This window comes from Ruegeria sp. K11 (genome assembly GCF_056531905.1).
Map to the genome: position 1 here is coordinate 176,433 of NZ_JBQFMP010000003.1, position 14,847 is coordinate 191,279.

The window sequence follows — 14,847 nt, forward strand, 5'->3', positions numbered from 1 at the left end:
CTGTAGATATGTTGTTATACGGCCCAGCTTGGCATATTCTGATTTTTTATCAATTGGTAAAATTTGCCAAATGGTCAAAAAATCTAAAATCCGGACAGCAAGGCCCGGATTTCAACACATATCGCCTAATTCTGACGCTATTTCGGTCTCAGATCATCCCGCCAAGATGCCCGGACTTGATCCAGACACGGGCACCGGCATCTCCGGCGGTTGCGGTCGAGCTTGTTCCGGGTGGCAACCGCAGCCAGTCCCATTCACCAAAATGCTCTTGCCCTTCGGTGAACGATCCGCTGATCACAAAGACCTCGATCCCTTTCGAGGCGTCCAGCTCGATACCTTCGCCTGCCGCCCAGTCCTGCACCTGCACGTCCTCATACGTGTCACGGTACAATTGCACATTGCCCGCACCATTTATTGACCGGCGCACCTCTGTCCGGTCATCCGGATCGAACTGGTGCAGTTTGACCAGGATGGTCGCACCTTGGCTGGCTGACGGTGTATGTGAAGACGTCGGAGGGTTTCGCACATAACTACCCACCGGGAAGTCACCGGTTTCATCCTGAAAAACCCCATCAAGAACCAGATATTCCTCGCCACCATCATGGGTGTGGGCCGCAAATGCGCTTCCGGGCGCAAATCGAACGATGGTTGTGGCCCGCGCCACCTCAGCTCCGATCCGGTCCAGCATCTTACGCTCGACCCCGGCTGACGGCGATGCCACCCAATCCGTCTCATTGAAATGAACCGCGACGCGCTGGCTGAAATCTGCATTGACCCGCATATGCACTCTCCTGACCGTTAGCTGAGATATTAGATGGGATGGTCCGTGCATTTTTCAAACCGCAGGTTGTATCCGGTTTTGACGACCATCCCCCGTTCCTGTAGTTCGATGGAAATCAAGCTTAAATCCGGCCCGTCCAGAAAGCACCCGAATGCAGGCACACCCGGCAAAATTCAATATCCTCATCATCGGGCAGAACAACCGGCTGCAGTACGAGGCTTTGCTGTTCGCCGCTTCTTTGCGTCATTCGTCGCCCAAATTCGCTGGTCGGGTCTTTGTCGGGGTCCCGCAGGCCGGTCCCTTGTGGTCGCAAAACCCGGCCATCCAAAACCCGGACGTGTTGACCGCGCTGCACCAGTTGGACGCCGAGATCCTTCCGTTCCAGTCCGAGGTGTTTGGCGAGAGCTACCCGTTCGGCAACAAGATCGAAGCGCTGCGCGCCTTGCCCGAAGGAGAGCCCTTTGTGTTCTTCGACAGCGACACGCTGATCACCGGAGAGCTGGCTGATGTGCCATTTGACTTTGACCGTCCCGGCGCGTCGCTGAAGGTTGAAGGAACATGGCCGCGCCCCACGCTGTATGGACCGGGGTATGACGGCATCTGGCGCGCGCTCTATGACAGGTTCGGGCTGAATTTCGAAAGCTCACTGGACCGCACACAGCCGGAGAACTACTGGCGCAGGTATCTGTATTTCAATGCAGGCTATTTCTTCTACCGCTGCCCGCACGCGTTCGGCGCACGGTTTCTGGACTATGCCCGCACCATCCGCGACGAGGATATTCCGGAACTGACCGGGCAGGTTCTGGACCCGTGGCTGGACCAGATCGCCCTGCCCCTTGCCGTTCACGCGCTTGGCGGCGGGCGCGATGCACTGCCGCCCGGCTTGCTGGACGGCTCGGTCAGTTGTCACTATCGCCTGTTTCCCCTTCTTTATGCGCGCGAAAGCGATCATGTGGTCGATGTGCTGCAAACGGTCACCACGCAAAACAAGGTCAAGAAAGTGCTGAAAGGCTATGACCCGATCAAAAAGCTGGTGATTCAGGGAAAGGGCGCGAAAATCCGGGCTCTGTTTGATCGCGAGAACCTGCCCGGACGCGAACAGGTCATTCGAAAACAGATCAAGGCAAAGGGCCTCTGGCTTCGTTGACGTCCCCGTTGTGCGCGGGCTTTCAATGCCCTAGACATTTTGCAAAACCCATACCAACAGGAGAATTCTTAGATGTCAGACGGCCCAACCTACGGTTTCGACACGCTGCAAATTCACGCAGGCGCCCGCCCCGACCCTGCTACAGGCGCGCGCCAGACGCCGATTTATCAGACCACCGCCTATGTCTTCCGCGATGCCGAACACGCCGCCGCCTTGTTCAACCTGCAGGAAGTGGGTTTCATCTATTCCCGCCTGACCAACCCGACCGTTGCCGTGCTGCAGGAACGTGTGGCGACGCTTGAGGGCGGCGTTGGCGCGGTCTGCTGTTCCTCGGGCCACGCGGCGCAGATCATGGCGCTGTTCCCGCTGATGGGACCGGGATGCAACGTGGTGGCCTCGACCCGTCTGTATGGCGGCACGGTCACGCAGTTCAGCCAGACCATCAAACGCTTTGGCTGGTCGGCCAAGTTTGTCGACACCGATGATCTGGACGCGGTCAAGGACGCCATCGACGAAAACACCCGCGCGGTGTTCTGCGAATCCATCGCCAACCCCGGCGGCTATGTCACCGACATCCGTTCGCTGGCGGATGTGGCCGACGCAGCAGGCATTCCGCTGATCGTCGACAACACCTCGGCCACGCCCTACCTGTGCCGCCCGATCGAACACGGTGCCACTCTTGTTGTGCACTCGACCACCAAATACCTGACCGGCAACGGCACCGTCACCGGCGGCTGCATTGTGGATTCGGGCAAGTTCGACTGGTCGGCGAACGACAAGTTCCCCTCGCTCAGTGAACCGGAACCAGCCTATCACGGCCTGAAATTCCACGAGACCTTCGGCCCGCTGGCTTTCACCTTCCACAGCATCGCCATCGGCCTGCGCGATCTGGGCATGACGATGAACCCGCAGGCCGCGCATTACACGCTGATGGGGATCGAAACCCTGTCGCTGCGGATGGAGCGCCATGTCGAGAACGCCCAGAAGATCGCGGCATGGCTCGAAGCGGATGACCGCGTGGACTACGTGACATATGCGGGCCTGCCCTCGTCGGCCTATCACGACCGTGTCAAGGCGCAGTACAAGAAGGGCGCAGGCGCGCTGTTCACCTTTGCGGTCAAAGGCGGCTATGACGCCTGCGTCAAGCTGGTGAATGCGCTGGAGATTTTCAGCCATGTAGCCAACCTTGGCGATGCGCGGTCGCTGATCATCCACTCGGCTTCGACCACCCACCGTCAGTTGACCCCCGAACAGCAAGAAGCGGCCGGTGCCGGTCCGGGTGTCGTGCGTGTGTCCATCGGGATCGAAGACGCGGACGATCTGATTGCTGATCTGGATCAGGCCCTGTCCAAGGCGACGGCCTGAGGCCATGGCCGGGCATGACACCAACGATCTGGGTCAACCCATCGGACGACCGGTGTCGGGCGAATTCCCACGCCCGACACCGCCCTACACACCGATGGAAGGCCGGTATTGCTCGGTTGTGCCTCTTGACGTGAACCGGCATGCGCCCGGATTGTACCGGGCGTTTGCCAAGGATGCCGAGGGGCGAAACTGGACGTACCTGCCTTACGGACCGTTCAGGCGCGAGCAGGAATTCTTTGACTGGGCGCAGTCCCACTGCATGGATGCGGACCCGATGTTCCACACGGTTCTGGATGCGCAGGACATTCCGGTCGGGATGGCCTCGTACCTTCGGATCGATGCTGCAGCGGGTGCCATCGAGGTCGGGCATATCCACTTTTCGCCCCTGCTGCAGCGCAAGCCGCCCTCGACCGAGACCATGTATCTGATGATGCGACGGGTATTCGACGAGTTGGGATATCGTCGCTATGAATGGAAATGCGACGCACTGAATGCCCCTTCCCGAAGTGCCGCAGAGCGGCTGGGCTTTACCTTCGAGGGCATCTTCCGGCAGGCCACTCATTACAAGGGCCGTAACCGGGACACGGCGTGGTTTTCGATCATCGATAGCGAATGGCCGCGTATCCGGGATGCGTTCGAAGCCTGGCTTGACCCCGCGAACTTCGATGACGCGGGCCAACAACGTCAGTCGTTGCAAGCCCGCGCCCACATCTGATCCTATTCGGCGATTTCGAACACCATCGAGATATTGACCGACACTGAAATTTCGCCCGCCGCGACGGGCACCGCCCCGGCGTCGGCCAGACTCATTTCGCGCATTTGCGCCACCGGGCGCACACCACCCCCCTGATCGTTGATCGACACGATCTGGCCCAAGGTTATCCCCGCGGCTTCTGCCAGTTGCTCGGCCTTGGCCTTGGCGTCTGCCACGGCTTGCGCGCGGGCCTCGGCCTCAAGCGGTTTGGGATCCTGCACGCCAAAGCTCAACCCGCCAAAGGCATTGGCCCCGTCCTGAATGACGGCATCCATGATGGCGCCCAGATCGTCCAGCGCGCGCACGCGCACAAAGACCCGGTTCGAGGCCGTGAACCCGGTGATCTCGGGGGGCTCGTTGTTTTGCCCTGTTCGTCCGGACCAGACCGGAGACAGGGACAGATCGCGGGTCTGAACGTCGCGCGCGTCCAAACCCATCTCATCCAGACGCTGCAGAATCTGCGTCACCGCATCAGACGTGGCCTGCATCGCGACCGAGGCCTGCGCATCCTGATTGGTGACGCCTAGGGTGATCGTTGCCATGTCGGGTGCGGACAGGGCCGTGCCCGCGCCGCTGACGGTAATGCGACGTTCTTCCGCAGCGGCAGGCATCGCTGCGACGGCGGCCGTCATGGCGGCCAGAAAAGCGAGTGTCTTCAAGGTGATCCCTCCTGTTGACTTGCACCATAGATGGGCGTTTGCCGCCCGACATAACAAGAGGGTCACACGGCTTTTTCTTTCCCTCGGCGGGATCCTGCTCTAATCTCGTTGGGCAGGCGCAAGAGCGTTTGCACTGAAGCTGACAATTATGGTTCATCCGGATTATGAAACCCGCCTTTGCGCTGTCATTTTCTGAAAACGGCATTTCCCTGCATCACTGGTCCGATGGTGACTGGTATTGCATCGGCACCGTTGCATTGACCGAAACGGACCTGGCCGCTGATATGCAAGCCCTGCGCGATCAGGGCTTCGCGCTGGAACATGACCTGAGCTGCCGGCTGATCATTCCGCCGGACCAGGTGCGAATTCTGACCGTCGATGTGGCTGAACTGACACCTGAGGCCAGAGAACAAGCCATTCGGGACATATTGGCCGGGGCCACTCCCTATGACTTGGATGATCTGGCTTATACCTTATCAGCGGACGATCAGGCTACGCAGGTTGCTGCGGTCGCCAAATCAACCCTGGTCGAGGCCAGCGAGTTCGCCCGGACATATGGGTTCGTGCCTGAACGGTTCTGCCTATGCGCCACCGAATTGGGGGCATTGACAGACCCGCAGTTTGAACTGACCGCCGAGATGACGCCCTTTGTCACAGAACCGTCGGACGAGCCCCAAGACGCTGTGAAAGACGACGCCGACCAGGATGCCCCTCTGGTGCATCAGATCGCGCAAGCCGCCGATCCTGAGGCGTTTCGCTCGGTCCAGCCGGAAAGCACGCCAACAGGCGTGTTTTCGGGCAAGCGAGGGCGCTTGCTGGTGCCGGTTGTGGCGGCCTCTGTCCTGTTCGGGATGGTGCTGGGGGTCTGGTCGCTGCGTCCGTCTCAGCCTCAGGACAGCGGTGTCCCTGCTGAAAGCACCAATGCGACCGTGACACCTCCTCAGCCACGGGTCGAAGTGGCAGACGCGCCGACGCTTCCCGAGGCCCCTTCCGCCAACCAGGCGAACACGGTGCCACAGACCGAGCCACCCGCGCCCGAAGTCGCGGCGCTGCCCGCCAAACCGCAAGAGCCGACGACCGAGGACTCGCCACCCCTTTCACCCACGGATGAGGCTATTCTGGAGGCGTTAACCAGTGACCCCATTTTCGAAGCGCTGAATGTTGCGCCCAAACCGGTCGAACTTATCTCGCCGGATGTCAGCAACGACCCTGTGTTTCGCGACTTTACCGGCACAGCACCACGTGCCCCGGCAGCGTTGTCCCCACCAGCGGTCAGGGGGTTGGGCGACATCTATCTCAGCTCGGTCGACCGATCGGATTTGTCGCAGGATGCGGTCGCTCTGCCCGGTTTTGACAGCCTGACCACGGATGCACCGGTCGAGGTCGTGGCCCTACCCGGTCAGGCCGGTCAGCGATTTGAACTGGATGAGCGGGGTCTTGTGTCTCCGAGCCGGGACGGAACGCTGAACCCCGACGGCATCATGGTCTACCTCGGACGCCCGTCATCGGTGCCACCAGAACCTCCGGTCCGGTTCGAGGCCGATCCGACCGAAGCCGAATCCGAGGCCGACACCCGATTGGCAGGCTTTCGCCCTCGGCCGCGCCCCGCCAATCTGGTCGATCAATTCGAACGTGACCAACTGGGGGGGCGGTCGCGCGAAGAACTGGCCGTCATCCGCCCCAAGCTGCGCCCCGAGGGTTTGGAAGTGCCGCCCGAAGTGGACCATACCCCAACGGCGCTGGCCGTCGTTCGGGTTCCGCGCCCCAAGCCCAGATCGCCCAACATCGCCGCGCTGGTCGCACAAAAACCGGGTGACGCCAAGGCGCCGCTGGGCTCGACGGCCAATGTCACGGCCAAAAGCGACGAGGCCGGTTCGTTCCAGCCCAAAACGGTCAAACCCAAAATCCCGACAACGGCCTCGGTTGCGCGACAGGCCACGATCGACAATGCGATCAATCTGCGCAAACTCAACCTGATCGGGGTTTATGGCACAACCGCCAATCGCCGGGCATTGGTGCGGTTGCCCAGCGGGCGTTACAGAAAACTGAAAATCGGGGATCGCATCGACGGCGGCAACGTTATCGCCATCGGCGACAGCGAGTTGCGGTACCAAAAAGGCGGCCGCAACGTGACGCTCAAAATACCCAGCGGATAACACCGGGCCACCCTTGGCCCAGTGTCATATTGCCTTGGCTCAGATTATGCGGCGGAGATTTCCCCAGCCTCGATCTGCTCGCGTTCGATGGATTCGAACAGCGCTTTGAAATTTCCTTCGCCGAACCCGTCATCGCCCTTGCGCTGAATGAACTCAAAGAAGATCGGGCCAATAACGGTTTTCGAGAAGATCTGCAGCAAAATCTTGGTTTCGCCGCCGTCCACGACGCCTTCGCCGTCAATCAGGATACCGTGTTTCATCATCCGGTCCTTGGGCTCATCATGGCCGGTCACACGATCATAGGAGAGATCATAATAGGTCTCGTTCGGGCCGGGCATGAACTTCAGACCCTTTTCCGCGATCGCATCTGTCGAAGCGTAGATGTCGTCGCTGCCCACCGCGATGTGCTGGATGCCTTCACCTTTATACTTTTTCAAGTAGGACACGATCTGCCCGGTCTCGCCCCGATCTTCGTTGATCGGAATGCGAATGCGACCACAGGGTGAGGTCAGCGCGCGGCTGTAAAGCCCGGTGAACTTGCCCTGGATATCGAAGAACCGGATTTCGCGGAAATTGAACAGATCACCGTAGAATTTGAACCACTTGTCCATGTTGCCCTTGAACACGTTATGGGTCAGGTGGTCGAGGTAATAGAACCCGTCACCGCCCGGCTTGGATTGTTTCAGCCACTCGAATTCTTCGTTGTAGGGCGATGTGTCGTAATACTGATCAATGAAATAGATCAGCGAACCGCCGATTCCTTTGATGGCAGGCACGCCCATGGTCTTGTCGGCTGCGTCATACGGCTCGGCCCCTTTGGCAATCGCGTGTTCATAGGCCTTTTGCGCATCCACAACGCGCCAGCCCATCGACGGGGCGCAAGGGCCGTGTTCGTCCACGAATTTCGCGGCATAGCTGTCAGGGTCCGCGTTCAGGATGTAGGTGACATCGCCTTGCTGCCACAGTTCGACCGACGGTGTGTTGCGGTGATATCCGACATATTCGAACCCCATGCGGGCAAACAGGTCGCGAAGCTCCTGCGGTTCGGGATGCGCGAATTCGACGAACTCGAATCCATCCGTACCAGCGGGGTTCTCTTCGGTGATGACAGATTTGGGGGCATTGTGCGGGAAAGGACCCATTGCGCGTCTCCGTGGTAAACAGGAAATTTATTGCTGATTCAAAAATAAGCCTTAATCCACGCTGTTTCTGCGCGTTGTTTTCGTGTAAACTAGCGTCAAGCGCGCAAAGACCGCGCAAAAAGGGCAGAATCCGAGGAATAGCCGCACATGCTGGATGCGACAGACACGCGACTGCTGTCAGCTTTGCAGAAAGATGCCCATCTGACAGCGCACCAATTGGGCGAGATGCTGAACCTGTCCGCCAGTCAGGCGGGTCGCCGCCGACAGCGGCTTGAGGCCGAGGGCTATATCACCGGATACACCGCCCGTCTGGACCCGCTGAAGCTAGGGCTGCAAGTGCAGGGGTTCATTCAGGTGCATCTGGGCACTCATGGCCCGGATCAATCCGCCAGCTTTGCCCGCATGGTCAACACCCGCCCCGAAATCAGCAGCGCCTGGACGATGACCGGCGAGGCAGATTATCTGCTTCACGTCTATTGTGACGACTTATCCGCACTCAACAGCTTGCTTCACGAAGTGATCCTGCCGCATCCTGCGGTTGCGCGGGTCCAAAGCCAGATTGTCATGGACCAGCTGAAACGCGATGCGCCATTGCCGACCTAGAGGCTCAGGGAAAAGACAATGAACGAATTCCTTTATCAGGCATCGATTTATCTGGCTGCGGCCGTGATCGCCGTGCCCCTGTCGGCGCGCCTTGGTCTGGGCTCGGTTCTGGGGTATCTGGCAGCCGGTCTTGTGATCGGCCCGATCCTCGGGTTGGTCGGCGCCGAGACCGAGAGCCTGCAGCATGTGGCCGAGTTCGGTGTGGTCATGATGCTGTTCCTGATCGGGCTGGAGCTGGAGCCCCGCGCCCTTTGGGACATGCGCGACAAGCTGCTGGGCTTGGGCGGGTTGCAGGTGGGTGTGTCGACGCTGGTGATTGCAGCGGTAACCTTCTACGCGGGCCATCAGTGGTCCATAGCGCTGGCGGTGGGACTGACACTGTCATTGTCCTCGACAGCGATTGTGCTGCAGACCCTGTCCGAGAAAGGGCTGATGCAGACCAACGGCGGTCGGGCCACGTTTTCCGTTCTGCTGACGCAGGATATCGCGGTCATCCCCATTCTGGCCTTGCTGCCATTGCTGGCTCTTCCGCCGATGGCAACACTTCAGAATGATGGCTCGATCTCCCGTGGCGGCGAGGCGGCGCATGGCGCAGATCATCACCACACCCTGTCCCTTGTCGAAGGGCTTCCCGGGTGGGCGGTGACACTGGTCACCATCGGTGTCATCGCCTTTGTGATACTGGCCGGTATCTACCTGACACGCCCGCTGTTCCGCTTCATCCACGCCACGCGCCTGCGCGAGATGTATACCGCGCTGGCCTTGATGATCGTGGTGGGCATTTCCTTCCTGATGACGCTGGTCGGACTGTCGCCCGCTCTGGGCGCGTTTCTGGCGGGCGTTGTTCTGGCCAGCTCGGAATTCCGGCATGAGATGGAAAGCGACCTTGAGCCGTTCAAGGGGCTGTTGCTGGGTCTGTTCTTCATCACGGTCGGAGCAGGCATCAACGTCGCTTATTTCTTCAACGATCCGTTTGACCTGATTGGGCTGGCGTTGCTGGTGATCCTTGTCAAAGGCATCATTCTGTTTGCGGTCGGGCGCGCCTTCAAACTGCACAAACGCGACCACTGGCTGTTCACGCTTGGCCTTGCGCAGGCCGGTGAATTCGGGTTTGTCCTGCTGGCCTTTTCGACGCAACAGAATGTCATCCCGCCGGACCTGTCGCAAAAGCTGCTGATGATCATCGCCTTGACGATGCTGATCACCCCGCTGTTGTTCATCATCTATGATCTGATCAACCGGTTTCTGGTCGACAGCAATCCGCAGGTCGAACCCGATACGATCGACGAGAAAGGGCCTGTCATCATCGCGGGAATTGGCAGGTTTGGTCAGATCGTCAACCGACTGGTGCGTGCAAGCGGTTTCAAAACCGTGGTTCTGGACCATGATATCGAAACGATCCAGCTGATGCGGCGATTTGGGGTCAAGGGCTTTCTGGGGGATCCCACCCGCCCCGAACTGCTGCGGGCGGCGGGGCTGGAAAAGGCGTCAGTTCTGGTTGCGGCGATGGACGATTATAAACAGGTCACCCGATTGGTCAGCTATGCGCGCCGCCAACGGCCCGACCTGCACATCATCGCCCGTGCGCGCGACCGCAACCACGTTTACGAGCTCTATCAGGCCGGTGCCAATGACATCGTGCGCGAGATGTTCGACGGTTCACTGCGGGCGGGGCGCTATGTGCTGGAGAACATAGGGCTCAGCGAGTACGAGGCGGCGCAGGCCGAGCAGACCTTTTACCACCACGATCGTATGTCTGTCCGGGAACTGGCCGAGCTGTGGATACCCGGCATGGCAACCGCCGAGAACAAGAAATACATCGAACGGTCGCGGCAACTGGACAAAGACCTTGAAACTGCGTTGCTAGAATTGGCCGAAGAACACGAGAAACAGCGGGCCTGACCAAAACCCCACCGTGGTGGTCAGGCCGCCGCGTTACCCGTCGGAAACGCCCGCTTCGGCAAAGGTCGCCATACCCGAATGGCAGGCCACCGCGCTTCTGAGGATATTGATCGCCAACGCGCCGCCTGACCCTTCCCCCAACCGCAGCCCAAGGTTCAGCAACGGCGCCTTTCCCAACCGGGACAGCATCGCACCATGCGCGCCTTCGGCACTTTGATGGCCCGCAACCGCGTGGTCCAGAGCCGTGTCCGATACCCGTGCCAGACAGGCCGCAGCGGCGGTGCAGATAAAGCCATCCAGAATGACCGGAATCCGCAGGACCCGAGCGGCGGCGATTGCACCCGCCATGGCCGCAATTTCGCGCCCGCCCAAGCAGCGCAAGATGTCCAGCCCGTCATCTGTCTGACCATGCAAAGCGACACCTTCGGCCACGACCCGCGTTTTGTTGGCCAACCCGGCATCATCGACACCGGTGCCCCTGCCCGTCCAATCCGACGCGTCGCCTCCGAACAGCGCGCAGGCGATGGCGGCGGCGGGGGTCGTGTTGCCGATGCCCATCTCACCGACCACCAGTACATCCGCGTGCGGGTCCACCGCCTGCCATCCGGTGCGCAGCGCACTCAGCACCTCGGCCTCACTCATTGCAGGGCCTTGAGTGAAATCTGCCGTGGGGTTGTCCAGCTCCAGGGCGTGAACATCCATTTTGGCCCCTGCGGCCTTGGCCAACTGGTTGATTGCCGCACCGCCATGTTCGAAATTCATGACCATCTGCACGGTGACTTCCGGCGGGAACGCCGATACGCCCTGCGCGGTCACCCCGTGATTGCCAGCAAACACAATGACCTGAGGCGCGGTGATCTGCGGTTGCGCGTCACCGCGCCAACCCGCGTACCAGATGGCCAGATCCTCGAGCCTGCCCAACGCGCCCGGCGGTTTGGTCAACTGACCGTTGCGCGCGCGCGCGCCTTGATCGGCGACTTGATCGGGGCCGGGCGCATCCGTCAGCGCCGTACGAAGACTGTTCAGGTCGGTGAGTTCGGGCAGCATTCAAAGCCTCGTTGCATCTGAGTGGTCCTGCGTGTTTAACCAATGCTGCCAAAGCAACAAGACCCGGAAAGGCCTGGGAGTGCACAAAAACGACACCACCCCGTTTTCCCTGTGGGATATCCCGCTTGCGCTGGTCTTGCTGACACGTCTGCCGCTGCCGCGCCTGCAAGAGGCCCTGTTTGCCCGCCAGGCCAAGGCTGCCTGGGCCTTTCCCATTGCAGGTCTGATCGTGGCGGCCCTTGCCTGCGGGATTGGCTGGATCGGGCTATGGCTAGGACTTCCCGTTATAGCTGTCGCCATTGGACTGGTGACCATTCTGATTGTCACCACCGGTGCGATGCACGAAGACGGGCTGGCCGATACGGTCGATGGGCTGTGGGGGGGATTTACACCCGAACGGCGGCTTGAGATCATGAAGGACAGCCATATCGGAACCTATGGGGTTCTGTCGCTGATGTTGTCTCAGGCCCTGAGGATCGCCGCCGTGGTCACTTTGCTGGATGCGCGTCTGCTGACGGGTGTCCTCGCGGCCTCCCTTTTCTCTCGCGCCCTTTTGCCGGGACTTATGCTTACGATGAGAAATGCACGGCAATCCGGGCTAAGCCAAAGCGTCGGCACGCCTCCGGCCCTGTCTGTTTTGACCGGTCTGGGGCTTGCCATCGCTCTGTCGGTTTTGCTGTTGGGGTCGGGTGCGATTTTGCCGATGGTTGTTGCCCTGATTGCCGCCGCACTGGTCGGCTCCATTGCCAAATCGAAAATCGGCGGCCAGACAGGAGATATTCTGGGCGCGGCGCAACAGATCTCCGAGATCGCATTCCTGTTGACCCTGATCGCGCTGATCTAGGACAAGCCGCCGGTTTCAATCCGCAGCGTGCCCCCGCAATGCTTGCAATGAACCGCATCCGGGTCATGCCGATACAGCCCGCAACTGGGGCATTTGTGCCGTACCTTCTGAGGCATGAAAATCGCCTGTGCCAAGCGCACGAACAGCGCCACCCCGACCACCATGATAAAGACCGAGAAAATCTTACCCGCAGGTGTCTGCAGCGTAATATCCCCGAACCCCGTCGTGGTCAGCGTCGCCATAGTGAAATAAAGCGCGTCGATATACGGGGTTTGACTGGTATCCGGGATGAAGAACACCAAGACGGCAGTCGATGTCGCGAAGACGAACACCAACAGGTTCACCGCCGCAATCACAGCGTCCTCGTGGGTTCGGAAAAACGGGCTGTCGCGCCGCAGGTCCCGCAGCAACTGGTAGGAGTGGATCAGACGCAAGGCCCGCAGGATTCGAAGAAACGCCAGATTACCGGTCAGAAACGGGTCGAGCAACAGCGTCACGATCACCACGATATCGGCCAGTGTGTAAATTTTACGTAGCAGTTTCCACCGATCTTTCGCGATCCACATGCGGGCAAGAAAATCCAGCAAGATCAACAGCCCGACACCAAGGCTGGCGGCCGTCAGGCCCGGCCCGTGCGGAATGTTTGCGGTGCCGACAAAAAACACGATCGATGCGGTATCAAACAGGATCAAACCATAGCGGAACCAAACAGATACCGGCCCTCTGCCGATATAGAGCGCTTTGACCGTTTTTTTCATGCCGCCCCCGCATGCCGCGTCACATGACGGAAAACTAACGGAAATTCACCGCCAGACCAAGCAAACCGGCACAAAAAAGGCCGCCCCGACAGGGACGGCCAGAAAACGATATCTCGGCGATCAGGCAGCGCGCGAAGTCAGAACCTCGTCCACCTGCTTTGCGGCAGAGATTTCATCTGCGCCCGAAACGGCGGCAACCTCGCGGGTCAGACGTTCCAGCGCGGCTTCGTACAGCTGGCGCTCGGAATAGCTTTGCTCGCGCTGATCGTCGGTGCGGTGCAGGTCGCGCACAACTTCGGCAATCGAAATCAGATCACCCGAGTTGATTTTCTGCTCATATTCCTGCGCCCGACGCGACCACATGGCCCGTTTGACCTTGGCCTTGCCCTTCAGCGTCTTCATCGCCTGGCTGATCACATCCGGCGAGCTGAGCGACCGCAGACCGGATTCAGTCACCTTATTGGTTGGCACACGCAGGGTCATCTTGTCTTTCTCAAACGAGATCACGAACAGCTCGAGTGAAAATCCGGCGACGTCCTGCTCTTCGATCGAGATGATCTGACCCACGCCGTGTGCGGGGTAGACAACATAATCGTTGGGGCGGAACTCGAGCTTTTTCGACTTGGACATTCAGGTTCTTCCTTGGTTTCAGACCGGGTCACACACAACAAAACACACTGGCCAGAGCAACAATGCGGCTCTGTCAGGTGGGGATTTTGTCAATAATTCAGTACTCCAAAGCGAGCATACTTGTGGAGTGCATCCCAATCACAGTCATCATTCAGGATATGAGTATATCACAAATTTGCGACACTCAAAAGGCCGACACACCCAAATGCAGGTATTCACATTTGATCCCAGCAACTTATACCTGGTCTCACCTGCATATTACCGGGATTTCAGGGGCGAATCGCTCAGCCGCCTTCGCCCGGCGCTTCGGAGAAATATTTCTCCATTTTGCCCTCTTCCCCGTCGCGTTCTTCGGCTTCGGGGAGCGGATCTTTCTTGGTGACGATCACTGGCCACATTTCCGAATATTTGCGATTGAATTCGACCCACGAATCCATGCCCGGCTCGGTATCCGGGCGGATCGCGTCGGCGGGGCACTCCGGTTCACACACACCGCAGTCAATGCATTCATCCGGATGAATGACCAGCGTGTTCTCACCTTCATAGAAACAGTCCACCGGACATACCTCGACACAGTCGGTGTATTTGCAGCCAATGCAGTTTTCAGTGACAACGTAGGTCATCGTGGGTTTCCTATTTGCGCTTTGAGCGACTAGCTAAATCAGTATCGCCCCTTCTTCAAGGGAAGATCAGCCATCTTGCGTACGAGAAAGATCAAGTGCGCGCCGATCTTTCTTGGTGGGACGACCTTTTCCTTCATAGCCCGGGTTTTTCGACGGCTTGTCCTGTTTTTCGGTCAAATCCGTATACAACGTTTGTGCCTCGGACGCAGGACCGCGCCGGTCACCCAGTGCTTCGATCCGGACAACACGGACGATGCGACCTTGTGGAAAGGTCAGAACGTCACCGGGAGCCACAACCTGCGCCGGCTTTAGCACCCGGTTTCCATTCAGCCGGACATGGCCGCCACTGACCTGTTTGGCGGACAGGCTGCGGGTCTTGAAGAACCGCGCCTGCCACAACCATTTGTCGATCCGCAGCTTGGCCTCGGCCATCGGC

General features: G+C 59.4%; 15 protein-coding genes. 7 read left to right on the forward strand and 8 right to left on the reverse strand.

What is annotated here, in order from left to right; genetic code table 11:
* Window positions 1-148 precede the first annotated feature (148 nt).
* Window positions 149-781 (reverse strand): cupin domain-containing protein, encoded by a 633-nt coding sequence (locus ACR0K4_RS05895; RefSeq protein ID WP_480853222.1) that lies wholly within the window; start codon window positions 779-781, stop codon window positions 149-151.
* Between the two features lie 151 nt (window positions 782-932).
* Here ACR0K4_RS05895 and ACR0K4_RS05900 point away from each other — a divergent pair, with 151 nt between their 5' ends.
* The 3 genes from ACR0K4_RS05900 (at window position 933) to ACR0K4_RS05910 (ending at window position 4,008) form a co-directional block, all read left to right on the forward strand.
* Window positions 933-1,928, forward strand: a complete 996-nt coding sequence (locus ACR0K4_RS05900) for a hypothetical protein (protein ID WP_480853223.1) — start codon at window positions 933-935, stop codon at window positions 1,926-1,928.
* A gap of 72 nt (window positions 1,929-2,000) precedes the next feature.
* On the forward strand, window positions 2,001-3,293 hold the full coding sequence (locus ACR0K4_RS05905; RefSeq protein WP_480853224.1) for an O-acetylhomoserine aminocarboxypropyltransferase/cysteine synthase family protein: 1,293 nt from the start codon (window positions 2,001-2,003) through the stop codon (window positions 3,291-3,293).
* 4 nt (window positions 3,294-3,297) lie between these two features.
* Window positions 3,298-4,008 carry a GNAT family N-acetyltransferase gene (locus tag ACR0K4_RS05910; RefSeq protein ID WP_480853225.1) on the forward strand — a complete coding sequence of 237 codons (711 nt, stop codon included), beginning with the start codon at window positions 3,298-3,300 and terminating at the stop codon, window positions 4,006-4,008.
* Window positions 4,009-4,010: 2 nt separating this feature from the next.
* On the opposite strand, the gene ACR0K4_RS05915 is transcribed toward ACR0K4_RS05910, so the two are convergent.
* Complete coding sequence (locus ACR0K4_RS05915) at window positions 4,011-4,706, reverse strand: SIMPL domain-containing protein (RefSeq protein WP_480853226.1); 696 nt, start codon at window positions 4,704-4,706, stop codon at window positions 4,011-4,013.
* 164 nt (window positions 4,707-4,870) lie between these two features.
* Here ACR0K4_RS05915 and ACR0K4_RS05920 point away from each other — a divergent pair, with 164 nt between their 5' ends.
* Window positions 4,871-6,862, forward strand: a complete 1,992-nt coding sequence (locus ACR0K4_RS05920) for a hypothetical protein (protein ID WP_480853227.1) — start codon at window positions 4,871-4,873, stop codon at window positions 6,860-6,862.
* 44 nt (window positions 6,863-6,906) lie between these two features.
* Here ACR0K4_RS05920 and hppD read toward each other — a convergent pair whose 3' ends face one another.
* Entirely contained in the window at window positions 6,907-8,004 is a 1,098-nt protein-coding gene (gene hppD / locus ACR0K4_RS05925; protein WP_480516252.1) for a 4-hydroxyphenylpyruvate dioxygenase, read from the reverse strand.
* A 147-nt stretch (window positions 8,005-8,151) separates the two neighbouring features.
* On the opposite strand from hppD, the gene ACR0K4_RS05930 reads away from it, so the two are divergent.
* Both ACR0K4_RS05930 and ACR0K4_RS05935 read left to right on the forward strand, forming a co-directional pair.
* Window positions 8,152-8,607: an Lrp/AsnC family transcriptional regulator gene (locus tag ACR0K4_RS05930; protein ID WP_170669588.1), complete on the forward strand. Its 456-nt coding sequence runs from the start codon at window positions 8,152-8,154 to the stop codon at window positions 8,605-8,607.
* Between the two features lie 18 nt (window positions 8,608-8,625).
* Window positions 8,626-10,509, forward strand: coding sequence for a monovalent cation:proton antiporter-2 (CPA2) family protein (locus ACR0K4_RS05935; protein ID WP_480853228.1), 1,884 nt, complete (start codon window positions 8,626-8,628; stop codon window positions 10,507-10,509).
* Between the two features lie 33 nt (window positions 10,510-10,542).
* On the opposite strand, the gene cobT is transcribed toward ACR0K4_RS05935, so the two are convergent.
* Window positions 10,543-11,556 carry a nicotinate-nucleotide--dimethylbenzimidazole phosphoribosyltransferase gene (gene cobT, locus ACR0K4_RS05940; RefSeq protein WP_480853229.1) on the reverse strand — a complete coding sequence of 338 codons (1,014 nt, stop codon included), beginning with the start codon at window positions 11,554-11,556 and terminating at the stop codon, window positions 10,543-10,545.
* Between the two features lie 79 nt (window positions 11,557-11,635).
* Between cobT and cobS the strand changes: the two genes are divergently transcribed.
* Entirely contained in the window at window positions 11,636-12,400 is a 765-nt protein-coding gene (gene cobS, locus ACR0K4_RS05945; RefSeq protein ID WP_480516245.1) for an adenosylcobinamide-GDP ribazoletransferase, read from the forward strand.
* On the opposite strand, the gene ACR0K4_RS05950 is transcribed toward cobS, so the two are convergent.
* The 4 genes from ACR0K4_RS05950 to ACR0K4_RS05965 all read right to left on the reverse strand — a co-directional run bounded on the left by ACR0K4_RS05950 (window position 12,397) and on the right by ACR0K4_RS05965 (window position 14,843).
* Window positions 12,397-13,158, reverse strand: coding sequence for an ion channel (locus ACR0K4_RS05950; protein ID WP_480516243.1), 762 nt, complete (start codon window positions 13,156-13,158; stop codon window positions 12,397-12,399). The two genes, cobS and ACR0K4_RS05950, sit on opposite strands and share 4 nt — an antisense overlap.
* A 120-nt stretch (window positions 13,159-13,278) precedes the next feature.
* Window positions 13,279-13,788, reverse strand: a complete 510-nt coding sequence (locus ACR0K4_RS05955; RefSeq protein ID WP_170572040.1) for a CarD family transcriptional regulator — start codon at window positions 13,786-13,788, stop codon at window positions 13,279-13,281.
* A 284-nt stretch (window positions 13,789-14,072) separates the two neighbouring features.
* Window positions 14,073-14,411: a ferredoxin FdxA gene (fdxA, locus tag ACR0K4_RS05960; protein WP_480516241.1), complete on the reverse strand. Its 339-nt coding sequence runs from the start codon at window positions 14,409-14,411 to the stop codon at window positions 14,073-14,075.
* A gap of 66 nt (window positions 14,412-14,477) precedes the next feature.
* Window positions 14,478-14,843 (reverse strand): RNA-binding S4 domain-containing protein, encoded by a 366-nt coding sequence (locus tag ACR0K4_RS05965; protein WP_480516239.1) that lies wholly within the window; start codon window positions 14,841-14,843, stop codon window positions 14,478-14,480.
* Between the last annotated feature and the right edge of the window lie 4 nt (window positions 14,844-14,847).